Source organism: Streptomyces sp. 891-h (genome assembly GCF_022760275.1).
In the GTDB taxonomy this organism is placed as follows: domain Bacteria; phylum Actinomycetota; class Actinomycetes; order Streptomycetales; family Streptomycetaceae; genus Streptomyces; species Streptomyces spirodelae.
Genome location: NZ_CP050693.1, coordinates 7,282,514 through 7,305,658, shown reverse-complemented (window position 1 = coordinate 7,305,658; position 23,145 = coordinate 7,282,514). Strand labels below are relative to the sequence as shown.

Annotated in this window: 24 protein-coding genes; 16 read left to right on the top strand and 8 right to left on the bottom strand. The window is 70.2% G+C overall.

The genetic code is table 11. The features are described from left to right. Positions 1-137 precede the first annotated feature (137 nt). The 5 genes from HC362_RS32435 to HC362_RS32415 form a co-directional block, all read right to left on the bottom strand. Positions 138-1,097: an iron-siderophore ABC transporter substrate-binding protein gene (locus HC362_RS32435; RefSeq protein WP_243087921.1), complete on the bottom strand. Its 960-nt coding sequence runs from the start codon at positions 1,095-1,097 to the stop codon at positions 138-140. A 145-nt stretch (positions 1,098-1,242) separates the two neighbouring features. Beyond that, positions 1,243-2,133: an ABC transporter ATP-binding protein gene (locus tag HC362_RS32430; protein ID WP_243087920.1), complete on the bottom strand. Its 891-nt coding sequence runs from the start codon at positions 2,131-2,133 to the stop codon at positions 1,243-1,245. Further along, positions 2,130-3,200: an iron chelate uptake ABC transporter family permease subunit gene (locus HC362_RS32425; protein WP_243087919.1), complete on the bottom strand. Its 1,071-nt coding sequence runs from the start codon at positions 3,198-3,200 to the stop codon at positions 2,130-2,132. The genes HC362_RS32430 and HC362_RS32425 overlap by 4 nt, the downstream gene beginning before the upstream one ends. Further along, positions 3,197-4,225 (bottom strand): iron ABC transporter permease, encoded by a 1,029-nt coding sequence (locus HC362_RS32420; RefSeq protein WP_243087918.1) that lies wholly within the window; start codon positions 4,223-4,225, stop codon positions 3,197-3,199. The genes HC362_RS32425 and HC362_RS32420 overlap by 4 nt, the downstream gene beginning before the upstream one ends. Positions 4,226-4,503: 278 nt before the next feature. After that, positions 4,504-5,082 carry a TetR/AcrR family transcriptional regulator gene (locus tag HC362_RS32415; protein WP_243087917.1) on the bottom strand — a complete coding sequence of 193 codons (579 nt, stop codon included), beginning with the start codon at positions 5,080-5,082 and terminating at the stop codon, positions 4,504-4,506. 91 nt (positions 5,083-5,173) lie between these two features. Here HC362_RS32415 and HC362_RS32410 point away from each other — a divergent pair, with 91 nt between their 5' ends. The 6 genes from HC362_RS32410 (at position 5,174) to HC362_RS32385 (ending at position 9,596) form a co-directional block, all read left to right on the top strand. Further along, the gene (locus tag HC362_RS32410; RefSeq protein WP_243087916.1) at positions 5,174-5,620 is read left to right on the top strand and encodes a DUF1772 domain-containing protein; all 447 of its coding nucleotides are present in this window, start codon (positions 5,174-5,176) and stop codon (positions 5,618-5,620) included. A 145-nt stretch (positions 5,621-5,765) separates the two neighbouring features. Then, on the top strand, positions 5,766-5,978 hold the full coding sequence (locus HC362_RS32405) for a hypothetical protein (RefSeq protein ID WP_243087915.1): 213 nt from the start codon (positions 5,766-5,768) through the stop codon (positions 5,976-5,978). Next, positions 5,975-6,556, top strand: a complete 582-nt coding sequence (locus tag HC362_RS32400; RefSeq protein ID WP_243087914.1) for an SRPBCC family protein — start codon at positions 5,975-5,977, stop codon at positions 6,554-6,556. Before HC362_RS32405 ends, HC362_RS32400 begins: the two co-directional genes overlap by 4 nt. A 66-nt stretch (positions 6,557-6,622) precedes the next feature. Next, positions 6,623-7,039 (top strand): MauE/DoxX family redox-associated membrane protein, encoded by a 417-nt coding sequence (locus HC362_RS32395; RefSeq protein ID WP_243087913.1) that lies wholly within the window; start codon positions 6,623-6,625, stop codon positions 7,037-7,039. A gap of 131 nt (positions 7,040-7,170) precedes the next feature. Continuing rightward, positions 7,171-8,772: a radical SAM protein gene (locus HC362_RS32390; protein WP_243087912.1), complete on the top strand. Its 1,602-nt coding sequence runs from the start codon at positions 7,171-7,173 to the stop codon at positions 8,770-8,772. Next, the gene (locus HC362_RS32385) at positions 8,769-9,596 is read left to right on the top strand and encodes a methyltransferase domain-containing protein (RefSeq protein ID WP_243087911.1); all 828 of its coding nucleotides are present in this window, start codon (positions 8,769-8,771) and stop codon (positions 9,594-9,596) included. The genes HC362_RS32390 and HC362_RS32385 overlap by 4 nt, the downstream gene beginning before the upstream one ends. Positions 9,597-9,681: 85 nt before the next feature. Here the strand turns inward: HC362_RS32385 and arsB are convergent, their stop codons facing one another. Both arsB and HC362_RS32375 read right to left on the bottom strand, forming a co-directional pair. Next, the gene (arsB, locus tag HC362_RS32380; protein ID WP_279240160.1) at positions 9,682-10,791 is read right to left on the bottom strand and encodes an ACR3 family arsenite efflux transporter; all 1,110 of its coding nucleotides are present in this window, start codon (positions 10,789-10,791) and stop codon (positions 9,682-9,684) included. Next, positions 10,788-11,096, bottom strand: a complete 309-nt coding sequence (locus tag HC362_RS32375; protein WP_243087910.1) for a metalloregulator ArsR/SmtB family transcription factor — start codon at positions 11,094-11,096, stop codon at positions 10,788-10,790. Before HC362_RS32375 ends, arsB begins: the two co-directional genes overlap by 4 nt. Positions 11,097-11,187: 91 nt before the next feature. On the opposite strand from HC362_RS32375, the gene HC362_RS32370 reads away from it, so the two are divergent. From HC362_RS32370 to HC362_RS32350, 5 genes are all read left to right on the top strand, one after another. Then, positions 11,188-11,610, top strand: a complete 423-nt coding sequence (locus HC362_RS32370) for an arsenate reductase ArsC (RefSeq protein ID WP_243088908.1) — start codon at positions 11,188-11,190, stop codon at positions 11,608-11,610. Between the two features lie 319 nt (positions 11,611-11,929). Next, positions 11,930-12,730 carry an SAM-dependent methyltransferase gene (locus HC362_RS32365; RefSeq protein ID WP_243087909.1) on the top strand — a complete coding sequence of 267 codons (801 nt, stop codon included), beginning with the start codon at positions 11,930-11,932 and terminating at the stop codon, positions 12,728-12,730. Between the two features lie 243 nt (positions 12,731-12,973). After that, entirely contained in the window at positions 12,974-14,464 is a 1,491-nt protein-coding gene (gene rox, locus HC362_RS32360; protein WP_243087908.1) for a rifampin monooxygenase, read from the top strand. A 195-nt stretch (positions 14,465-14,659) separates the two neighbouring features. After that, positions 14,660-15,589 (top strand): MerR family transcriptional regulator, encoded by a 930-nt coding sequence (locus tag HC362_RS32355; RefSeq protein WP_243087907.1) that lies wholly within the window; start codon positions 14,660-14,662, stop codon positions 15,587-15,589. Next, complete coding sequence (locus HC362_RS32350; RefSeq protein WP_243087906.1) at positions 15,589-16,164, top strand: GNAT family N-acetyltransferase; 576 nt, start codon at positions 15,589-15,591, stop codon at positions 16,162-16,164. Before HC362_RS32355 ends, HC362_RS32350 begins: the two co-directional genes overlap by 1 nt. A 60-nt stretch (positions 16,165-16,224) precedes the next feature. On the opposite strand, the gene HC362_RS32345 is transcribed toward HC362_RS32350, so the two are convergent. Then, positions 16,225-17,469 (bottom strand): alpha/beta hydrolase, encoded by a 1,245-nt coding sequence (locus tag HC362_RS32345; RefSeq protein ID WP_243087905.1) that lies wholly within the window; start codon positions 17,467-17,469, stop codon positions 16,225-16,227. Between the two features lie 121 nt (positions 17,470-17,590). On the opposite strand from HC362_RS32345, the gene HC362_RS32340 reads away from it, so the two are divergent. From HC362_RS32340 to HC362_RS32320, 5 genes are read left to right on the top strand one after another with little or no spacing between them, the layout of a single operon-like run. After that, the gene (locus HC362_RS32340; RefSeq protein WP_243087904.1) at positions 17,591-18,847 is read left to right on the top strand and encodes an ATP-grasp domain-containing protein; all 1,257 of its coding nucleotides are present in this window, start codon (positions 17,591-17,593) and stop codon (positions 18,845-18,847) included. Next, positions 18,844-19,701, top strand: a complete 858-nt coding sequence (locus tag HC362_RS32335; protein ID WP_243087903.1) for a DUF364 domain-containing protein — start codon at positions 18,844-18,846, stop codon at positions 19,699-19,701. The genes HC362_RS32340 and HC362_RS32335 overlap by 4 nt, the downstream gene beginning before the upstream one ends. Further along, on the top strand, positions 19,698-20,792 hold the full coding sequence (locus HC362_RS32330; protein ID WP_243087902.1) for a PLP-dependent cysteine synthase family protein: 1,095 nt from the start codon (positions 19,698-19,700) through the stop codon (positions 20,790-20,792). The genes HC362_RS32335 and HC362_RS32330 overlap by 4 nt, the downstream gene beginning before the upstream one ends. Beyond that, positions 20,789-21,871, top strand: a complete 1,083-nt coding sequence (locus HC362_RS32325; RefSeq protein WP_243087901.1) for a dipeptide epimerase — start codon at positions 20,789-20,791, stop codon at positions 21,869-21,871. The genes HC362_RS32330 and HC362_RS32325 overlap by 4 nt, the downstream gene beginning before the upstream one ends. After that, the gene (locus HC362_RS32320) at positions 21,855-23,117 is read left to right on the top strand and encodes an MFS transporter (RefSeq protein ID WP_243087900.1); all 1,263 of its coding nucleotides are present in this window, start codon (positions 21,855-21,857) and stop codon (positions 23,115-23,117) included. Before HC362_RS32325 ends, HC362_RS32320 begins: the two co-directional genes overlap by 17 nt. The last annotated feature ends 28 nt before the right edge of the window (positions 23,118-23,145 follow it).

Genomic DNA, 23,145 nt, shown 5'->3' with positions numbered 1-23,145 from the left:
CGTGAGGCGTGCCAGGCGCGGCCGCGCCTGGCAGCCCGAACGTCAGCGGCCCGACACCGAGTCCGGTGTCGGGTCGCCTGCGTTGCTGTGCGGTTGCGGGGAACGGCCGATGTCGCCGTTCGTCGGCCGCCGGAGCGTCAGCCGAGCTTCTGCTCCATCTCGTCGAGGACCTTGTCGGCGCCGGTGTAGCCGATGCCGAGCATCCACAGATCGTCGTTGACCGGGTAGACCTTCTTGTTCTTCACCGCGTCCAGCTTCTTCCACATGTTGCTGCCGGTGATGGTGGTCTCCTTGGCCTTCTTCGGGTCACCGTAGGTGGAGTGGAAGATGACGTCGGCGTCGGCCTCGTCGATCCTCTCCGGGCTGATGTCCAGGGAGAAGCCCGTCTTGTCCACGTTGGCGGGGCGGCCGACCTTCAGGTCCTTGAAGATGCTGCCGACGAACGTGTCGTTCTTGTAGAGGCGGGTGTCGGCGCCCTCGACGAAGCGGACGAAGCCGACCTTGGTCTTCTTGGCCTTCTCCTCGCCGCCGAGCGCCTCGGTCACCTTCGCGACGTGCTTCTCGTAGTCGGCCTCGACCTTCTTGGCCCGGTCCTTCGCACCGAGCGCGTCGGCGTGCAGCTCGAAGTTGTCACGCCAGGTGGGCCCGGTGGTCTCGGTGAAGACGGTCGGGGCGATCTTCGAGAGTTCCTGGTAGTTCTTCTCGTCGCGTGCCTTGCTGCTCAGGATCAGGTCGGGCTTCAGTCCGGCGATCGCCTCGAGGTTGGGCTCGGCGATGAGGCCGACCTTCTTGATGCCCTCGAGCTTGTCCTTGGGCAGGTAGGTGGAAAGCGGCGCGCCCGCCTCCGGCTGGACGGCGCCGACCGGCTTGACGCCGAGGGTGATCGCCGAGTCGAGGGCGTCGGTGTCCAGGACGACCACGCGCTTGGGGTCGTTGTTCACCTTCACCTTGCCCATGGCCGTCTTGACGGTGTGCCGGCCCCCCTTGGCGGACGCGTTCGCGGAGTCGTCCTCGGCCCCCCCGCAGGCGGTGGCGGTGACGGTGAGCACGGCTACGGCGGCGACGGCCGCGGCGCGGTTGCTGAAGGAGCGGGACATCAGCGGAAAGCCTTTCCTGTACGGGGACGAGTTCAGCGGGGGGTGAACTTAGGTAAAGCTAACCTTACAATCGGGGGTGAGCAAGCTCGACCGGATCACAACTCGGCAGCGTGCGCCGTCGGCGCGCTCCAACGCGCTGGGCCGGCTACGCAGGGGCTGCGTTCTTCTTGAGGCCCGCCTCTTCCGCTTTCTTCTCGGATCCCGCCTCTTCCGCCCCCTCCGCGTAGTCGCTGCCAGAACCGTTCGCCTGCCACGGGCTGCCAGGAACGACCAGCGGACTGTCGGTCACCGGGTCAGGGACCACCACCGAGTCGAGGCCGAACACCTCCCGGACCAGGTCGGCCGTGACGATCTGCGAGGGCGGGCCTTGTGCGACGATCCGCCCCGCCTTCATCGCCACCAAGTGATCCGCGTACCGTGCCGCCGTGTTGAGGTCGTGCAGCACCGCGACGAAGGTCCGGCCGCGCTCGTGGTTGAGCTGCCGCACCAGGTCCAGCACCTCCACCTGGTGCGAGATGTCCAGATAGGTGGTCGGCTCGTCGAGCAGCAGCAGATCCGTCTCCTGGGCGAGCGCCATGGCGATCCATACGCGCTGCCGCTGACCCCCCGACAGCTCGTCCACCCCCCGCTCGGCGAGCTGCGCCACATTCGTACGCTCCATGGCGTCGGTGACCGCGCGCTCGTCCTCCTCCGACCACTGCTGCCACCACCGCTGGTGCGGCTGCCGCCCTCGCGCGACCAGATCGGCGACCGTGATCGCCTCCGGCGCCACCGGCGTCTGCGGCAGCAACCCGATCGACCGGGCGATCGTCCTGGTGGGTATGTGGCTCAGCTCCCTGCCGTCCAGCAGCACCGAGCCTTGCCGGGGCTTGAGAAGTCGCCCGAGCGCGCGCAGCAGGGTGGATTTGCCGCAGGCGTTGGGGCCGACGATGACGGTGACCCGGCCGTGTGGGACCTCCAGATCCAGGTCCTCGACGACCGTGTTCTCCTCGTAGGCCAGGGTCAGTTCGCGGGCTGTGAGCCTGCTCTCGGTCACGCTCTTCCTCCAGTGCGGCTGCGAATGATCAGCCAGATCAGATAGGGGGCGCCGATGGCTGCTGTCAGTACACCCACGGGCAGTTCGACCGGCGCGAACAACAGGCGTGCCAGCAGATCGGCGGCCACCACGATGAACGCGCCGAGCAGTGCCGAGCACAGCAGCGGGATCTGCGGCGTACGCGTCATACGGCGGGCGATCTGCGGGGCGAGCAGCGCCACGAAGTCCACCGGGCCGGCCGCACCCGTCGCCACCGACGCGAGAAACACGCCCAGCAGCGCCAGTCCGAACCGGGTCCGTTGCAACGGCACACCCAGCGCCGTGGCGGTGTCGTCGTCGAGGCCCGCGTTGCGCTGGGCGCGCGCCGCCCAGACCACGAACGGCACCACGGCGAGCAGCGCCCAGCCGAGCGGGGCGGCCTCCGCCCAGCCCCGGCCGTTGAGCGAACCGGTCAGCCACACCTGCGCCTGTGCGGCCACCAGGTAATCGCCCTTGGTGATGAACAGATGGACGATGGAACGCAGCGCGATGGCGATGCCGATACCGATGAGCACGAACCGCGCGGCGTGCAGCCCGCCGCGCCAGGCGAAGAGGTAGACCAGCACGGCCGCGAGCAGACCGCCGACGACCGAGACGTACGGCAGCACGCTGAACGACGTGATCCCGAATGTCAGAGCGCCGATGGTCAGGGCGCTCGCGCCCTGCGAGACGCCGATGATGTCGGGGCTGGCGAGCGGATTGCGGGCCACGGTCTGGATCAGCGCGCCGCCCACCCCGAAGGCGGCGCCGACCAGCAGTCCGAGGGCCATTCGCGGCAGCCGCAGGTCGCTCACCACGAGCGCGGCCCACGACGGCTGCCCGGACAGGACGTTGAGGACCTCGCCGGGCGGGACATTGGTCTCGCCGAGGCAGAGGTAGGTGACGCACACGGCTGCTGTCAGCAGCCCGAGGGCGGCCGCGGCGACTGCCGCGCGCCTGTGGAAGAGGAAGGAGCCGCGCCTTCGCCTGATGAGCCCGTACCCGGCGGGACGAACGGCCGTGGGGGCTTCGGCGATCGAGGTCGTCACGAACTCACCGCCTTGCGGCGAACCAGAATGATCAGGAACGGCACACCGAGCAGAGCCGTGACCACACCCGCGGGCACCTCGCCCGGCGGGAAGGTGATCCGCCCGAGCACATCCGCCACAAGCAGCATGACCGGCCCGAGCAGCGCCGCCATCGGCAGCACCCAGCGGTAGTTGGTGCCCACCAGGGCACGCGCGATGTGGGGCACCGCGAGTCCCACGAAGGCGATCGGCCCGGCGGCCGACACACCGACACCCGTGAGCACCGTGGCGGCGAGGCCGCCCACGATCCGTACGGTGCCCACCCTGTGGCCGAGCCCCTTGGCCACGTCCTCGCCCAGCGCGAGGGCGTCCAGCCCCCGCGCCACCGACAGCGCCATCACCACGCCGACGACGAGGAACGGCCAGATCTGACCCGCCACGTCGGCACCCCGCCCGGCGATCGACCCGACCTGCCAGAAGCGGAACTCGTCCAGCGTGGCCGCGTCCGTCGTCAGCATCCCCTGGATGAAGGCGATGAGCAGCGCGTTGATGGCGGCACCGGCCAGCGCCAGCTTCACGGGGGTCGCACCGCCGCGCCCGCTGGCCGCTACGGCGTAGACGGCCACCGACGCGATACCGGCGCCGACGAAGGCGAACCACACATAGCCGGTGAGCGTGTGCACCCCGGCCAGCGCGATGGCCGTGACGACGCCGGCCGCCGCGCCCTGGCTGATGCCCAGGACACCGGGGTCACCGATGGGATTGCGAGTGATGCCCTGCATCAGCGTGCCCGCGATGGCCAGCGCCGCGCCGACCATCAGACCGACGATGGTCCGGGGCACCCGCAGGGACCGGACGACCTCAGCCGCATCGCTCGTGCCGCCGTACAAGAGGGCATCGAAGACTTCAGCCGGGGCTATCTGGCGGGCACCTACCGCAAGGCTGAGCAGCACCGCGAGCAGCAGTGCGACGACGGCCGCAGCCGTCCAGCCGATGCGGCGGCCGACCAGAACGCCTCTTGGGCTGCTGATCGTGGCAGCTGACATCGCATCCATTTCGACATGACGAGAACTGATCTTGATGATCACGGACTTAGGCGACCCTAAGTGTAGAGCGGCACCGTCGGAGCACGTAACCGACCGAGGACAACGAGGGGGGCGCCTGCCCGCACACCGCACGCCGTCGTGACAGCCGCCTTACACCGCACGGGGACGGAGCAGCAACTCGGCCACGGTGCGCATCGTGTGGGCGCGAGTGGCCGGAAGCGATGCCGCGGGCAGGCAGCGGGGCCCGAGGGCCGGCCGCGTGCCCGCAGGGAGGTGCGTCAGAACACGGCGAGCCGGTCCACCAGCAGCTCCGTCCTCCGCTCGGCCTCCTCCGGCGGCAGCCGCCCCGCCCGGGTCAGGGTCGCAAGCCCGTGCAGGGACGCCCAGAAGACCTCCGTGAAAAGCCCCGGATGGACACCGTCCCCTGCGACCTCTTCGAGACTCTCCAACAGGGCGGCGAAGCCGTCCTTCAGCGGCCCCGGGGTGTCCTCCTGCGCGAACGCCAGGCCGCCGTCGAGCCGGAACACGGCGTCGTAGACCGCCGGGTTGCGTGCGGCGAAGTCGAGGTAGGCGCGTGCGAGTGCGGTGACCCGGGCGCGCGGGCCGTCCGCGGCACAGGCAGCGGCCCGCAGCGCCGCGGCCAACTCGGCGGCGCCTTCGAGGGCGACGGCGCCGATGATCTCGCGCTTGCCGCGGAAGTGGCTGTAGAGGACGGGTTGGCTGTATTCGATGCGCTCGGCGAGCCGGCGGGTGGTGACCGCGTCCCAGCCCTGCTGCTCGGCGAGTTCACGGGCCGTCGCCACGATGAGGCGCTCGCGGCCGGCTCGTTCGCGCTCCTTGCGTTCCTGTACCGACATGCTCCGATCCTAGCACCGCTAGACAATCGAGCGGCAGCAGAGCTAGCGTTGCCACAACGGCTATCAATGCTAGATCCCAGGAGGGGTCACCATGCTCAACGCACTCCAGGTCGTCACCATCGTGGTCGTCGGCGTGATGGTGGGGGTGGAGTTCTCCGTCGCCTTCGTCATCAACCCGATCCTCAACGCCCTCCCGGGCGACAGCGGACAACTGGGCCGCGCCCACGGAGGCCGGATGCTCGGCGCCGCGATGCCGGTCTGGTACATCACCTCGCTCGCCCTCGTCGCGGCCTGGGCCACCGCCGGATGGCACGACCACGGCGCCGGCCTGGTCGTCACGGCCGGCGCACTGCTGATCGTCAGCGTGATCATGTCGATCCTGCTGCTCGTCCCGATCAACAACCGGGGCAAGACGTGGACCCCCGACAACCGGCCCGCCGACTGGAAGGAGCAGATGAACCGCTGGGACCGCTTCCACTACGTCCGCGTCGCCGTCATCATCGCCGCCTTCGCCCTGCTGGCCGCCGCCCTCACCTGAGCCGCGGGCCGACCCGGTTCGTGGGCAGCCCTGCTCGTGGTCGGCGACACGGGTGGGCGTTGCGGGCGCGGTCACCGGCGAGCCTTCGGTCGGCGCTCTAGCGTCGCGGTATGGACGACAAGGATCTCACCGGAGGTGGCCGCTCATGATGTACGCCCCGTGGAACGGCACCGTGCTCGCGGAGGCCGAACGGACCGTTGTGGTGGAGGGCGACCCCCGCTTCCCGCCTGACTCGCCTCACCACGGCTGTTCTCCCGGGAGCCGGACCGGGGCGCTGCGCTTCGGGGAGGCGCTCGCCCGCCACTGCACGGTCACCGCCGTCGCATTCGAGGAAGTCGCCCCGCAGGAGAGCCGGTGAGCGCCGGGCGCGGTCTGCGGGTCGCGGCCTGGGCCGCGGGCGCGACCGGCTCACTGGCCGCCGCATACCTGGGACTGGTGACGGGTGCTGTCCCGGTCGACGTGGGCGTGGGACGCCGGACGCGGCCCTTGGGCCCGCAGACTGTCGATATCGCGGCCCCTCGCCGGACGGTGTTCGATGTGGTGGCGCAGCCGTATCTGGGCCGCACACCACGGGCGATGCGCGAGAAGCTGAGGGTGCTGGAGCACGGCAGTGACCTGGTGCTGGCCGAGCACTACACGCCCATCGCGGGTGGACGGCTGAGCGCGGTGACGGTGGAGACGGTGCGCTTCACCCAGCACGAGCGCGTCGACTTCCGGCTGGTGCGGGGCCCGGTGCCGCACGTGACCGAGTCGTTCGTCCTGGACGAGACCGAGGCGGGGACACGGCTGGTGTACGAGGGAGAGCTGGGCACCGACCTGTGGCGGGCCGGGCAGTGGTGGGGCGCAGCGGTGGCCGCGCGCTGGGAGGCCGCGGTCGCCGCCTCGCTCGACTCGGTCAAGGCCGAAGCGGAACGCCGAGCGGCAGCGAGCCGGTGAAGACTCAGCCGCTTCGGTCAGTGCGCTTACAGTTCCCGCCGCCCCGAGGCCCGTGACGTCGCGCGGATGGTGCTCCGTCTCGCCGCCGGCGCGGTCTACACGGCCATGGCCGTCGGCCGGCTCGCTTCCCTCACCGATATGCCGGCCATCCTCGGCGCGTACGGTCTGGTCCACGGTGCCGCGGCGGCAGTGCTGATCGCGCTGCTGATCGCCGGGGAGTCGGTGTGCGGGGTGTGGTTCCTTGCCCGCCCGCGGTCGAAGGCCGTCGTTCCGGTGTGGGTCTACGCGGTTGTGTCGCTGGTGTGGAGCATGCTGGCCGCCCAGGCGTTCGCCCGTGGACTGGTGGTGGACAACTGCGGCTGCTTCGGGAACTACCTCACCCAGCGGCTGAGCTGGGTCGTTCTCTTCCAGGATGCCCTGGCCCTCGTGTACGCGGCGGTGCTCGTGCGCACGGCCCAAAGGCGCGCGCGGATCAGCGGCTGAGCACGCTCGACGCATCGGCGTGTCGGCGCGTCGTGGCCCTGGCCGGCAGCACGCATGCCCTACGGTGCCGCCTCCGGCATCGCCGAGGTCCGGTGACCGGTGGCGACTACCCCTGCGAGAGGAGTTCCGCCATGACTCAAGCGCCGACGCCCCGGCACAAGGTGGATCGGAACGAGGTGTTCGTGGAGTTCACCAAGTCCATCTGCCCGCTGTGCAAGACACCCGTCGACGCGCAGGTCAACATCCGCGACAGCAAGGTGTACCTGCGTAAACGCTGCCGTGACCACGGCGAGTTCGAGGCGCTGGTGTACGGGGACGCCGAGGAGTACCTGGCCTCCTCCCGGTTCAACAAGCCCGGCACCATCCCCTTGGTCTTCCAGACCGAGGTGAAGGAGGGCTGCCCAAGTGACTGCGGGCTGTGCCCGGAGCACAAGCAGCACGCCTGCCTGGGGATCGTCGAGGTCAACACCGGCTGCAACCTGGACTGCCCGATCTGCTTCGCCGACTCCGGCCACCGGCCTGGCCGCACCGCCCGGACGGAGGCCGTGGGAGGCTACTCCATCACCCACGAGCAGTGCGCACACATGCTCGACGCCTTCGTGGCCTCCGAGGGAGAGGCGGAGGTGGTGATGTTCTCCGGCGGGGAGCCCACCATTCACAGGCACATCCTGGACTTCATCGACCTCGCCCAGGCCCGCCCGATCAAAGCGGTCAGTCTCAACACCAACGGCATCCGCCTGGCCACCGACCGCAACTTCGTCGCCGAACTCGGCAAACGCAACCAGATGCCGGACAGGTCAGTGAACGTCTACCTCCAGTTCGACGGTTTCGACGAGCGCACCCACCTTCAGATCCGCGGCCGGGACCTGCGCACGTTCAAACAGCGCGCACTGGACAACTGCGCGGAGGCCGGACTGACCGTCACCCTGGTCGCCGCCGTCGAGCGCGGCCTGAACGAGCACGAACTCGGCGCGATCATCGAGTACGGCATCGACCACCCCGCCGTCCGCTCGGTGGCGTTCCAGCCCGTCACCCACTCCGGCCGGCACGTGGAGTTCGACCCGCTGAACCGGCTCACCAACCCCGATGTGATCCGGCTGATCAACGAGCAGCGGCCGGACTGGTTCCAGAAGGGCGACTTCTTCCCCGTACCGTGCTGCTTCCCGACCTGCCGCTCCGTCACCTACCTGCTGGTGGACGGCGAGCCGGGCAACCGTACCGTCGTCCCGATCCCGAGGCTGCTGAACGTGGAGGACTACCTCGACTACGTCACCAACCGGGTCCTGCCCGACGACGGCATCCGGGAGGCTCTGGAGAGGCTGTGGTCGGCCTCCGCTTTCATGGGCACGGTCACGACCGAGGAGAAGCTGCGCGCCACGGCACAGGCGCTGGACTGCGCCGACAGCTGCGGGATCGACCTGCCCGTGGCGGTCAAGGAGCTCAACGACAAGGCGTTCATGGTCGTCGTGCAGGACTTCCAGGACCCCTACACCCTCAACGTCAAGCAGCTGATGAAGTGCTGCGTCGAGGAGATCACCCCCGACGGGCGTCTCATCCCCTTCTGCGCGTACAACTCCGTCGGCTACCGCGAACAGACGCGCGCCGCGATGTCCGGCGTTCCCGTCGCGCAGGTCGTGCCCAACGCCCTGCCCCTGGCCGACCGGATCACCGACACACCGTACGGCTCCAAGACCGCCCGTACCGGGCCCGCCGCCGAGGAGGGAGCACGATGACCGACCAGGACAGGCTGCCGTCCAGCCCGTCACGCCCGCCCGGCGACGAGGTGAAAGCCTGCTGCGCCGCCGCGTACTCATCCGACGTCGTCACCCTGCTGCTCGGCGATTCGTACCACCCTGGCGGCGCCACGCTGACCCGGCGCCTCGCCGACGGCTTGGGCCTGGGCGAGGGCCGCCGCGTGCTCGATGTGGCCTCCGGCCGCGGCACCACCGCCCTGCTCCTCGCCGACGCCTACCGTGCCCAGGTGGACGGTGTGGACTACTCACCGGCCAACACCGCCCTCGCCCAGGGTGCGGCGCAGGCCGCGGGACTCGCCGAGCGGGCCGTCTTCACCACCGGCGACGCCGAGGAACTGCCCTATCCGGACGGGATGTTCGACGCGGTGGTGTGCGAGTGCGCCCTGTGCACCTTCCCCGACAAGACCCGTGCCGCCGACGAGTTCGCCCGCGTCCTGAAACCCGGAGGCCGCCTCGGCATCACCGACGTCACAGCCGGCCCTGCCCCGCTCCCGCCCGAACTGACCGGTCTCGCCGCTCGGATCGCCTGCATCGCCGATGCCCGCCCGCTCACCGAGTACGCCGACATCCTGGCCGCGGCCGGACTGCGTGCCGTCCGCACCGAACGGCACGACCAGGCCATGACCCGCATGATCGACCAGATCGAGGCCCGGCTGAACCTGCTGCGCCTCACCGCACAGGCCGAGCTCACCGAGGCCGGAGTCGACCTGGACGCCTCGCCCGCCGTCCTCGCGGCAGCCCGCACGGCCGTCGCCGACGGCGGCCTGGGCTATGCCCTGCTGATCGCCGAGAAACCCCACTGACGAGCAAAGCCCGCCTGCCCGCCGATGCGTCAGCGTCCGCACATCCCCGTGCCCGGCTGCCGGGCCGGGTCGGCCATGCCGGGCGTCAGCTGTCCTGCGGGGCTGCCGCCAACCGCTGTGCGGCCTTGAATTCTCGCCGCCGGGCCAGCGAGACGTACACGAGGGCGACCAGGACCGGCACCTCGATGAGCGGGCCGACGACCCCGGACAGTGCCTGGCCGGAGGTGACGCCGAAGGTGGCGATGGCGACCGCGATCGCCAGCTCGAAGTTGTTGCCCGCCGCGGTGAAGGCGAGGGTGGCGGTGCGGTCGTACGCGAGGCCGATGGCCCTGCCGAGGGCGAAGGTGCCGAACCACATCACGGTGAAGTAGACCAGCAGCGGCAGCGCGATCCGGGCCACGTCCAGCGGCCGAGAAGTGATCGTCTTCCCCTGGAGGGCGAAGAGGACGACGATCGTGAAGAGCAGGCCGTAGAGCGCCCACGGGCCGACCTTCGGCAGGAAGCCCGTCTCGTACCTCTCACGGCCCAGCTTCCGCTCGCCGATACGGCGGGTGAGGAAGCCCGCCAGCAGCGGGATGCCGAGGAAGATGACGACGTTCAGGGCGATCTTCCACATCGAGATGTCGAGGTGTGCGCCGTTGCCCAGGTTCAGCCAGCCTGGCAGCAGGGCGAGGTAGAACCAGCCGAGCAGGCCGAAGGCCAGGACCTGGAAGACCGAATTCAGCGCTACGAGTACGGCGGCGGCTTCTCGATCGCCGCAGGCGAGGTCGTTCCAGATGACGACCATGGCGATGCAGCGGGCCAGGCCGACGATGATCAGGCCGGTGCGGTACTCCGGCAGGTCCGGAAGGAAGATCCAGGCCAGCGCGAACATGACCGCCGGGCCGAGGACCCAGTTGACGACCAGCGACGAGACCATGAGCTTCTTGTCGCTGGTGACGGCGTCGAGCTTGTCGTAGCGGACCTTGGCCAGCACCGGGTACATCATGATCAGCAGACCGAGGGCGATCGGCAGGGAGATCCCGCCGATCTCGACCTTCGCGAGTGCGTCGTCGAGGCCGGGGACGGCCCTCCCGAGGCCGAGGCCGATGGCCATGGCTGCGAGGATCCAGACGGCGAGAAAGCGGTCGAGCGTCGACAGCTTCGCCACGACCGAGGACTCCTCGGCGGTCGCGGATGCTTCGGTGCGGGTCACGTGCAGGGCCTCTTGTTGTCGGTGGCGGTACGGGCGGACTCGGCCAGGGCGGCGAACTGACCGGCGAGAGAGGCGATGACGTCCGGGCGGAGCTTGTAGTAGGTGTAGCGGCCGCACGGCTCTGTCTCGACGACTCCGGTCTCGCGCAGCACTCTCAGGTGGTTGGAGAGGTTGGTCTGCCGGGCGCCGGTCTCCTCCACCAGGTGGGTGGTGCACAGCGTCTCTCTGGCCAGCAGGGTCACGATCCGCAACCTGAGCGGGTCGGCCAACACCCGGATCAGGTCACTGTCGACTGACGTCATCATGGACTGATACTTTCATATCAGTGATGGCTGACGCCACCGGGCGCTGAAGTCATTCACGCATGATGCCGTCGTGAGACAAGAGGACCTCCTGATGTCCGACAAGCCCTCCGTACTGTTCGTCTGTGTCCACAACGCCGGCCGTTCCCAGATGGCCGCGGCGTGGCTGACCCACCTGGCCGGGGGCCGCGTCGAGGTCCGTTCCGCCGGCTCCAACCCGGGCGAGCACGTCAATCCGGCCGCCGTCGAGGCCATGCGCGAGGTCGGTATCGACATCTCCGCGGAGACCCCCAAGGTCCTCACCCTCGACGCGGTCAAGGAGTCGGACGTCTGCATCACCATGGGCTGCGGCGACACCTGCCCGGTCTTCCCTGGCAAGCGGTACCTCGACTGGCAGCTGGACGACCCGGCGGGCCAGGGGGTCGAGGCCGTGCGTCCGATCCGGGACGAGATCAAGGCACTGGTCGAGGGCCTGATCGAGGAGATCGCCCCCGAGAAGCCCGAGACCACCGCGTGAGCGAAACTCGAAGACCGGGCCGTGTTGCCGTTGCGGGGCGCGGACCAGTGCCACCCGGTCTGCCATGGACAGGCGCTCCAGCTCTGCCAGTCCGCAGCGCAGCGATGTCGCGACCGTCGCGTGAAGTCTCGTACGACGGTTCAAGCAGGCGATGTGTGAACTGACCGGCGAGCGTGGGGAGTCGAGGTGACGAGGGAGACCTGATGCGGCAGTATGCCGTCTGTCCGGCCGCCGTCATGCTGTCCTTCGCGATCCTGGATGATCTCCTTGCAGACAGCGCAGACGTGCCGGGACCATATCGACCGGGAGAAGAACCGCCATGACGAATGCACCACGGCCTCGCCGCAGGATAGACACCACGGTCCCGCACTCGGCCCGGATCTGGAACTACTGGACCGGAGGCAAGGACTACTACGAGGTCGACCGCATCGCTGGTGACCGCTACATCGAGAACTACCCGCCGATGCGCCTCTTTCCCCCGGAGAGCCGGGCCTGGCTGCGGCGCGCGGTGACCTTCCTGACCCGGAACGAGGGTGCCAGGCAGTTCCTGGATCTCGGTGCCGGCCTTCCCACCAGCAACAACACCCACGAGATCGCGCAGCGCATCGCCCCGGAGTGCCGGGTGGTCTACGTCGACCACGACCCGCTCGTGATCACCCACGTCGAAGCGCTCCTCACCAGCACGGAGGAAGGCACCACGGCCTACATCGAAGAGGACATGGAGAAGACCGACCTCGTCCTTCAAGGGGCCGGCAAGACGTTGGATCTGTCCAAGCCGGTCGCCGTGGTCATCAGTGACGTGCTGGGGCACATCGTGGACTGGGACGAGGCGCGCGGGCTGGTACGGCGCCTGATGGACAGGCTCCCGTCCGGTAGTTGGCTGGCCATGAGCCACTCGACCGCAGCCGACGAGAAACACCGCGAGGTCCAGGAGGAGTACAACCGCAGCGGTGCGATCCCCTACATCTTCCGGGAGCCCTCCCAGACCGTGCAGCTCTTCGACGGCCTCGAACTGATCGACCCTCCTGGCTACACCTCTTGGCCTCGCTGGATGCCCGACGCGGACACGGGGACCGCCACCGACCGGGCGGGCTGGGGCGGCGTCGCGCGCAAACCCTGACCGGCGCTCCTCGCCGGAGTACCGGGGTACCAGACAGGCACGTCGGCGGCACGGGCCCGGAAAGAAATGGACGAGGTTGTGCTCGGGCTTGTAGCTTGCGGTGGACCGTGACACCGCCCGAGGAGGTGAGACCCATGAACGCTGTATGGACGTGGGTGCTCCCCCTTTCCGTCACGGCCGGCGATTGACGTAGGTGTCGCCGGGAGCGCCTCCACAAGAGGGCACTCCCGAAAGGCCACACCTATGGACTCTCCTCAGTTCACCGCCGAGCCGTCCCCGGTCTCCGGTGCCGGCCGCGCGCCGCTCATGTTCGACGTGATCATTGCCGGGTGCGGTCCCACTGGTGCGATGCTGGCGGCCGAACTGCGGCTGCACGATGTGCGGGTACTCGTTCTGGAGAAGGAAACCGAGCCCGTGTCGTTCACCCGCATCGTCGGCCTGCACATTCGCAGCCTCGAGCTGATGGCCATGCGCGGGCTCCTGGATCGCATCCGCGAGCACGGAAGGCAGCGTCCGGCCGCCGGGCTCTTCGCCGCCATCGACAAACCCGCACCCACGGACCTGGATTCCGCCCACGCCTATCTGCTGGGCATCCCCCAGCCGGTCATCGTCCGCCTGCTCGAAGAGCATGCGGTCCAACTCGGTGCGCAGGTCCGGCTCGGTTGTGCGGTGGTCGATTTCCAGCAGGACGACGAGGGGGTGACCGTCCAGCTGGCCGACGGCGAACACGTGCGGTCGCGCTATCTGGTCGGCTGTGACGGCGGGCGCAGCACGGTGCGCAAACTGCTCGGCGTCGGCTTCCTTGGTGAGCCCTCGCGGACCGAGACGCTGATGGGCGAGATGGAAGTGGGCGTGCCGCCGGAGGAGATCGCCGCCAAGGTGACCGAAATCGGCAGGACCAACAAGCGCTTCTGGCTCAGGCCCTTCGGCGGAGGGGCATACAGCGTCGTCGTTCCAGCGGCGGGAGTCAGCGATCGCTACGCGGAGCCACCCACCATCGAGGATTTCAAACAACAGCTGCGCGCCGTCGCCGGAACCGATTTCGGGGTGCACTCCCCGCGCTGGTTGTCCCGCTTCGGAGATGCCACCCGGCTGGCCGAACGGTACCGGGTCGGGCGAGTACTGCTGGCGGGCGATGCGGCCCACATCCATCCACCCACCGGCGGGCAGGGCCTCAACCTGGGCGTTCAGGACGCGTTCAACCTCGGCTGGAAACTGGCCGCACAGATCCGCGGCTGGGCGCCGCCAACACTGCTGGACACCTACGAGGCGGAACGCCACCCGGTCGCCGAGGATGTGCTGGACAACACCCGCGCCCAGATGGAACTGCACTCCCCCGAACCGGGCCCGCAGGCCGTGCGCAGGCTTCTCACCGCATTGATGGACTTCGACGAGGTGAATCGCTGTCTCATCGAGAAGATCACCGCGATCGGCATCCGCTACGACTTCGGTGAGGGCCCTGAGCTGCTCGGCCGACGCCTGGCCGACATCGACGTGAAAGGCGGCCGCCTCTACGGGCTGCTGGACCGCGGCCGCGGCCTGCTGCTGGACCGCACCGAACGGCTGACCGTCGGCGGCTGGTCGGACCGGGTCGATTACGTTGCCGACCCCACAGCGGCTCTGGATGTTCCGTGCGTCCTGATACGCCCGGACGGCCACGTCGCCTGGATCGGCGACGACCAGCAGGACCTGGACGACCACCTCTCCCGCTGGTTCGGCAAGCCCGCCGACTGATTCCTGACGAGCGGGCGGTCTCTGACCCTGCTCTCCATCGAGCCGGGGCAGTTGCGTGCGGGGCTTCGCGCACGGTGGCGGACGTGCGGCCGGCAGGCGTTCGGCCGTACGTCCGCGTGCCGGTCCTGACGGCTTGTTGCGTGCGGTGGAGCGCAGACTTGAGTCTCCCGCAGGGGGAGACAGGAAGGTGAGCTCATGGACGGCGGCACCCTCTACTCGATCGGCGAACTGGCCCAGCGCACCGGGCTGACGGTCAAGACGATCCGGTTCTACTCGGATCGGGGCATCGTCGAGCCTGCCGGTCGTAGCCACGCCGGCTACCGGCTGTACGCCCCGGAGGCCGTCGCTCGCCTTGCACTCGTGCGGACGCTGCGAGAGCTGGGGCTCGGCCTCGCCGTGATCCGGCAGGTCGTGGACCGAGAACTCACGCTCAGCGAAGTCGCCGCGGAACACGCTGCCGCACTCGACGCGCAGATCAGCATCCTTCGTCTGCGACGGGCGGTGCTGACAGCCGCCGCCAACCGCAAGCCCACCTTGGAGGAGATGGAACTCATGCATCAGCTGGCCACACTGACCGCGGCTGAACGCCGACGCCTGATCGACGACTTTCTCGACAGCGTCTTCGAAGGACTCCACCGCCGCTCCTACCACGCCGCAGCTCGGCGTTCCATGACACCCGAACTCCCCGACAGCCCCACAGAGGAACAGGCCGGCGCCTGGGTGGCGCTGGCCGAACTGTCTCTGGACCCGGATTTCCGCGCCAGTGTGCGGCGCCAGGCCGAAGACCACCTGGCCCACCTGCCCGATGAAGCCCCCACGCCACCGCGCCCGGACGTGGCCGCCATTGCCCGTGATCTCGCCGGGCCGGCCGTTGCGCGCGGCATCAGCCCCGACTCACCCCAGGCCGACCCTGTCGTCGAGGCGCTCACCGCCCGCTTCGCCCACGGCCGCCCCGATGAGGCCGAGCTGCACCGATGGCTGGTGCACCGCCTGGAAGCCGCGAGGGATCCGCGCAGGGATCAATACCTCCGGCTGCTCGCGCTGATCAACGACTGGCCGACACCGGAACCCCTCACCCCGGTGCTCGACTGGTCCATCACAGCTCTGCGGAAACGGGCAGCCTGATGACGCCACCACCTCACAGCCCCGCCCCCCAACAAGACGCCACTCCTTCGGCCCCTGCTCTCGTGCTGCGCCCCTGGGGCCCGGCGGACACTGCCGACCTGGTTGAGCTGTACCAGGATGACGCCCTGCGCCGGTGGACGAGCTCAGCTGTGCACGACGAGGCGAGCGCGGCTCAGTGGATCGACGAACAACAACGGGGATGGGAGACGGGAGACCGCTTCGGATTCGCCATCGTCGAGTCCCGAACCGCAGGCGGCGACGGCAGGGTGACGGGGCACGTGGTCCTCAAGAACGTCATACCTGGCTCTTCTTCCGCCGAGGTCGGCTACTGGACCGCAGCTCACGCACGCGGCCGGGGAGTGGCGCCCCGAGCGCTGCGGGCACTGACGGAGTGGGCCTTCACCGCCTTTCCCGGGGACGAACTGACGCGTCTTGAACTCCTGCACCAAGTGGACAACACAGCATCGTGCCGCGTCGCGCAGAAGTGCCGGTTCGCGCTGACCGCGCTCCTGCCCTCGGCGCCGCCCGCCTACCCCCTCGCCGGTCACCTGCACGTACGCACGCGCCCCCTCTGAGCCAGCTGGGGTAACGAGTCGGCGGTGGGACCCCGGAGCGGCGACCGGGCCGGGCAGCTGTCACCGAACCGCAGGCAGGCCGGGCCCCGCGCAGCGCACATCCGTCCTCGGCACTGCCCCGTCGACGAGGTAGGCGGCCGCCGCATCGTCCACGCAGGCGTTGCCCCGGCTGGTGAACACGCCGTGCGAGTAGTCGTTTTCGAGGGTGACCAGGCGCGAGCCGGGAAGAAGCCGGCGCAGCTGTCGGGCCCCTTCGACTGGGGTGACGGGGTCGTGCGCGGAGGCCACGAGCAGCAGGGGCGGCGCCTCGGGGCTGCCGAGCTGGGTGCGTCGGGTGGGCCGGTGGTGCCAGTAGGCGCAGACGGATGCCTCCATACCGGTCAGAACCGGCTGGGGATCGAGGTTCCGGGTGCGGCGGATGTCCGCAACGATCCGGTGCGGCGTGGGCGCGGGGGTGTCGGCGCATTTGGCGATGCGGTTGGCCGCTTCGTAGTTGCGTGAGGCCGGGCCGCCGAAGGCGGTCGTGGGACGCAGTCCGTCCGGGTGGCCGTCGCGCAGATAGGTGTGCAGTCCGTCGGCGAGCCCGGCCCAGCGTTCGGTGCGGCCCAGCGCCCGGTACACGGCGCGGTCGAACTCCCCGGGACCGAAGCCGTCCACGGGCCGGGCGACGAGACCGTCGCGCGCCCGCGTGTAGGCCCGGCGTACCGCCTCCGGAGTGCTGCCCAGGCCGAAGCGGTCGGGGTGGGCAGCAGCCCAGGCGAAGAAGGTGTCGCGCTGGCGCAGCAGTGCGCGGCTCTGGACGACGTCGAAGTCGTACCAGTCCCACGGGCCGACGACGCTGTCGAGGACCATCCGGCCCGTGCGGTGCGGGAAGCGGGCGGCATAGGCGGCGCCGAGATAGCTGCCGTAGGAGACGCCGAGGAAGTTCGTTTCCTCTTCGCCGAGTGCGGCACGTATCGCGTCCATGTCCCGGGCGGTCTGCTCCGTCGACAGATACGGCAGTGCGGACCCCGCGCCCGCCGCGCAGTCGCCGGCCATCTCCCGCAGCGAGGCGAGATATGCCCGCTCGGCCACCGGCCCGACGGGCACGGGGCCCGCGCCGGGGCTGTCGAAGAGGCCGCCCATCGGGCCGCAGCCGACTGGCGTGCTCTGTCCGACGCCGCGCGGGTCGAAGCCGATGACGTCGAACGAACGGCGAACGCCCTCGGGGAGTTTGGCGCGCTTGGCGACCGCGTAGGGGAGGCCGGAGCCGCCCGGGCCGCCGGGGTTGACCAGCAGGACGTCGCGTCGCTCGGCGCATGACAATGAAAATGATTATCGTTAATGTAGTCGACGGCTCAGCCCGGCGCCCCTCTCCACGGAGGCGTCCTTCGGGCTGCCCTGACGTCAGAACCGCACAACACGAAACGGGACGAAAAGGGGAGCTGTGGCTCATCTGCTGGTGGTCGAGAGCTGGGTCGGATCGATGAGCAGGCTGCTGCCACGGGCGATCCGGGAATGCGGGCACGAGTTCACGTTCCTCACCCGCGATCTGCACCACTACCTGCGCTCGGCACCCGAGGGCACGGCACACCCGCTGCTCGGGGCACGCAATGTGGTCACCGCCGAGACCAACGACATCGAGGCCCTGCTGCCTCACGTCGAGCGACTGCACTCGGTGCTCGGCTTCGACGGAGTGCTCACCTCCTGCGACTACTACCTCTCGACGGTGGCGCGGATCGCCGGACACCTCGGCCTGCCGGGCTCGGGCCCGGACCCGGTCGAGAACGCCTGCCGCAAGGACGCCACCCGCCGCGTCCTCGCCGAGGCCGGGGTCCCCGGACCGCGCTTCGCCGTACGTGAGGAGTGGACCGATATCGCCTCGGCGGCGCGGGAACTCGGCTACCCACTGGTCGTCAAGCCCGTGGACCTGTGCGCGGGCATGTACGTGCGGCGGGTGGACGATGAAGCCCAACTGGTCGCCGCCGTCCGGCAAATGGCCGACTTCCCGGTCAACGCCCGTGGGCAGCAGCGCACACCCGCCGTCCTGCTGGAGGAGCTGCTGGACGGCCCTGAGGTGAGCGTCGAGACGGTGTCGCGAGCGGGCACTGTCCACGTGGTGGGGGTGACCGACAAGAGCGTCGGCGGTGCACCCGCCTTCATCGAGACCGGGCACATGTTCCCCGCCGCCCTGACCGCCGACCAGGCCGAGGCCGCCGAGCAAACCGCGTCGGCCGCGCTCAAAGCGCTCGGCCTGGTGGACGGAGTGGTGGCGCACACCGAGATCAAGCTGACCGCCGACGGGCCGCGCGTCGTCGAGGTCAACCCGCGCCCCGCCGGGAACCGTATTACCGAACTGGTCCGGCACGTCACCGGCATCGACCTGGCTGCCGCCTCCGTCGAAGTGTCCCTCGGTCACGAGCCCGACCTGCGGCGCAAGGACACCGGGCTGCGCAGCGCAGCCATCGGCTTCCTCGTACCGGAGACCGCGGGGACCCTCGAGGCACTGGACGGCGGCGAACTGCGAACCGCGCAGGACGTACTGGAGCTGCACCTCGCCGAGTCCGGCAAGCAGGTGAAGGCGGCGGGCAGCAACAACGAGTACCTCGGGCACGTCATGGCCGGCGACCCCGAGGGGCTGGGCGCGCGGGACCGCGTCGAGACCCTGCTCGACGGGCTGCGGTCCGGACTGGTGATCCGATGACGGCCGCCACCGGCACAGCGCGCGCGACGACGTACGACCAGCTCGTGGAGCAGGTCCTCGCACACCGGCTCGGCCCGGACCCCACCACGCAGCGCATCGCTGTGGCCTTCACCACGCGGCAGGCCGTACGGCACGACGGGCGCGGCACCGGCTACCGCAACGAAGTCCTCAGCCTGCGCCTGGCCGGAGCCGTCGGCTCGTGCGCCGTCGAGCCCGGGACACTGCTCGACGGCGCGCTCGACGAGTGCGTGGGCGCCGACGTGGGCCGGCTGCTGGACCATCCGCTGCTGCCGGTACGCGTGGCCGCCCTGGACGCCTACCTGATGCACGTCGCCCCGCACACCTCGGACAACGGGGCTCGGACCGTCCAGCTGCCGCCCGGGACCTCGCTGGAGAAGTCCAGAGCGCGGGCGAAGGCCGTGGTCGAGCTGCTCGATCTGCCGCAGGGCGCCCAGGTGCTCGTGGTGGGCGTCGTCAACTCGCTGCTGGAAGCGCTGCGTTCACGCGGACTCCGCTACGTTCCCTGCGACCTCAAGGGCGGGACGACCGAGTGGGGCGAGACGGTGGCCGCCGACGCCCTCGCCGAGGCCGGACGCTGCGATGCGCTGCTGGTGTCCGGCATGACGCTGGGCAACGGCACCTTCGAGTCGCTGCGGCGGCACGCGCTGCGGCACCGCAAGCAGCTGGTGATGTTCGCCCAGACCGGCAGCGCCGTCCTGCCGCGCTTCCTCGGCCACGGGGTGAGCGCTGTGTGCGCCGAGCCGTACCCCTTCTTCTGGCTCGACGGCGGCCCCGGCGTCCTCCACCGCTACCGAGGCGACGATCCCGCCACGCGTCCGGGAGGTGACCGGTGACCGCCACCACCACCGCCGTCCGGCCCACCGCACGCCCGGAGTTGCTCGCCCTGCTCGGACACACGCCGCTGGTCAGGATCACCACGGACCTGCCGGGTCCGCACCCCGGCTTCTGGGCCAAGCTCGAAGGGCTCGCGGCGGGCGGCATGAAGGCGCGAGCCGCCGTTTCCATGCTGCTGGGCGCCCGCAGGCGCGGCGAACTGCGGCCCGGTGCCCCGGTGGTGGAATCCACCTCCGGCACCCTCGGCGTCGGCCTCGCCTTCGCGGGCCAGGCCCTCGGCCACCCCGTCGTGCTGGTCGGCGACAGCGAACTGGAACCGCCCATGCGGCAGTTGCTCCGTGCCCACGGGGTGCGCCTGGAGATCGTGGATCGCCCAGCGGACCGGGGCGGCTGGCAGGCAGCGCGGCTCGCCCGGCTCCAGGAGCTGCTCGCCGTGCTGCCCGGCGCGTACTGGCCCGACCAGTACAACAACCCTGACAACAGCGCCGGTTACGCCTCCTTGGCCGACGAACTGATCGCCCAGCTGGACCATGTGGACATCCTGGTGTGCAGCGTCGGCACCGGCGGCCACAGCGCGGGGATCATCGGCCCGCTGCGGCGGCACTGGCCAGCGCTGCGGCTGATCGGCGTCGACTCGACCGGTTCCACCATCTTCGGCCAGCCTGCCCGGCCCCGGCTGATGCGCGGCCTGGGCAGCAGCATCCACCCGCGGAACGTCGCCTACGAAGCGTTCGACGAGGTGCACTGGGTCGGCCCGGCCGAGGCCGTGTGCAGCTGCCGCCAGCTCGCCCGGGGCAGCTTCGTCAGCGGCGGCTGGAGCACCGGCGCCGCCGCCCGCGTCGCCGCCTGGGCCGCCCGCGTCCACCCCGGCGCTGTCGTCGCCACCGTCTTCCCCGACGGCCCGCACCGCTACCTCGGCAGTGTCTACGACGACGACTTCGCCGCCGTTCACGGAATCGAGCCCGACGCGGCAGCCACCCGCCCCGTGGAGATCTCGCACCCCCGCGCGGCCGAGGCCACCGGCTGGGTGCGCTGCACGCGCGTCACCGACCCGCTCAAGGCCCTCCCCCACCCGGAAAGGAACCCGTGAAGGCCAGCCTGCACACCGTACGCCTCGAACTCACGCAGCCGCTGCGCATCTCCCGCTCCACCATGACCGCCCGCGACGCCGTGTGGCTGGGCATCGAGCACGACGGCGTCACCGGTCACGGCGAGGCCGTCACCAGCGTTTACTACGGCCTGGACACCGGCGCCCTGGAGCGGCTCCTGACCGCCGTCGGTACCGACCTCGCCCGCTGCACCGACCCCGAGAGCGCCCTTGAGGCCCTGCGAGCGGGAGAGCTCGCCGGTGCGGACACTCCCCCGGCCGTGACCGCCGCGGTCGAGGCAGCGCTGCTCGACCTCGTCGGCAAGCGCGCGAACAGCCCCGTCCACCGGCTTCTCGGCGCCGTGGAACCTCCGGTGGCGGCCACAGCGCGCACCATCGGTATCACCTCTCCCGGGCAGGCGGCATCGCAGGCCCGCCGGCTCGCGGCGAGCGGCTTCGAGGTCATCAAGGTCAAGGCGGGAACTCCCGATCCCGAGGACGACGTTGAGCGCGTACGCGCCATCCGCGCCGCCGCGCCCCGGGCACGGCTGCTGCTCGATCCCAACGGCGCCTGGTCCCGACCGCAGGCCGAAGCTCTGCTGCCCCGGTTCGCCGAACTCGGCGTCGAGGCCGTCGAACAGCCCCTCGCACCCGGCACCCCGGAGGCACTGGGCGCTCTCGCCGAGACCTCGCCGCTGCCCGTCATCGCCGACGAGGACGCCGTCGACCTCGATGACGTACGCCGCCTGGCCGGACGCGTCCACGGGGTCAACGTCAAGCTCGCCAAGTGCGGCGGGGTGCACGCGGCGCTGCGGATCGCCGAGGCACTCGACGGCGGCTGTACGGAGCTGATGCTGGGCTGTCTGACCGCCAGCAGCCTGGGCCTGGCACCCGCCGTCCACCTCGCCGACCGGGCCCGCTGGGCCGATCTGGACGGACACCTGCTGCTCGGCCACGACCCGTGGACGGGCATCGGCGGCACCGACGGCTTCGTACGGGCGAGCGCCCTGCCCGGTCTCGGTGTCCGGCCGCGTCCGCCGCGGACCACGGAAGAGGAGGTGAGCCGTGAAGACGTGGCATGAGATGCGCGGGTTCCCGCTCGCCGTCCAGCTTCTGCTGGTCAACCAGCTCGGTGTCAACACCGGCTTCTATCTCCTCATCCCCTACCTCGCCACCCACCTCGGCGAGAACCTGGGCATGTCGGCCGCCGTCGTCGGTGTCGTACTCGGCGTGCGCAACCTCAGCCAGCAGGGCCTGTTCATCATCGGGGGCTCCGCCGCCGACCGGCTCGGGGCGCGCGGTGTCATCATCGCCGGATGCGCCCTGCGCACCGCCGGATTCGGACTGTTCGCGCTGGGTGACAACCTCGCCGTGCTGCTCGCCGCCTCCGTGCTCAGCGGCTTCGCCGGAGCGCTGTTCAACCCGGCCGTACGCGCCTACATCTCCCAGGAAGCAGCCGAGCGCAAGGTCGAGGCGTTCGCCCTCTTCAATGTGTTCGCCACGACCGGAGCGCTGATCGGCCCGCTGCTGGGCAGCGTGCTGCTGCTGGTGGACTTCCGGACGTCCGCGCTCACCGCCGCCGGGCTCTTCGCGGCCCTCACCCTCGCACAAGCCCTGGTGCTCCCTGCCCGGAAAGTCGAACCGAGCAAGGGCACGGTGCTCGCCGACTGGCGCGAGGTCGTCGCCAACCGCGCGTTCCTCGCGTTCGCACTCGCCATGGTCGGCATGTTCACCCTGGAGAACCAGCTGTACCTGCTGCTGCCACACGGAGCGCGGGAGGCCACCGGCTGGGACGGCGCGGCCGGTCTTGTCTTCCTCACCGGCACTCTGGCCAACCTCGCGCTGCAACTGCGCATCACCCGCGCCCTCAAGAACCAGGGGAACCGGGGGCTTTGGATCTCCGCAGGACTGGGCCTGATGACGCTGGCATTCCTGCCGCCTTCCGTGGTGGCGGGCGGCTCCGGGGGCCCGGGCTCGGCGGCCGACGCGGCACTGCGCGCCCTCCCGGTCCTGGCCGGCGCCCTGCTGCTCTACCTAGGCGTGATGGTCGCCCAGCCGTTCGTGATGGAGCTGATCCCCGGCTTCGGCCGGTCCGAGCTGACCGGCACCTACTTCGGGCTCTTCTACATGGTGTCCGGTGTTGCCGCCGCCGTCGGCAACACCGTCGTCGGCTGGGCCATGGACACCGGGGAGCGGGGAGCACTCGGCTGGCTGCCGTGGGCTTGCTGCGCGCTGTTCGGGCTCACCTCCGCGCTGGGTGTGGTCTGGCTGCACCGGCTGGGGTCGCTGCCGACGCCGTCGAAGCCGGCCGTGACGGCGGCGGCCTGAGGAGGGAGGACGAAATGACCCGTACGAC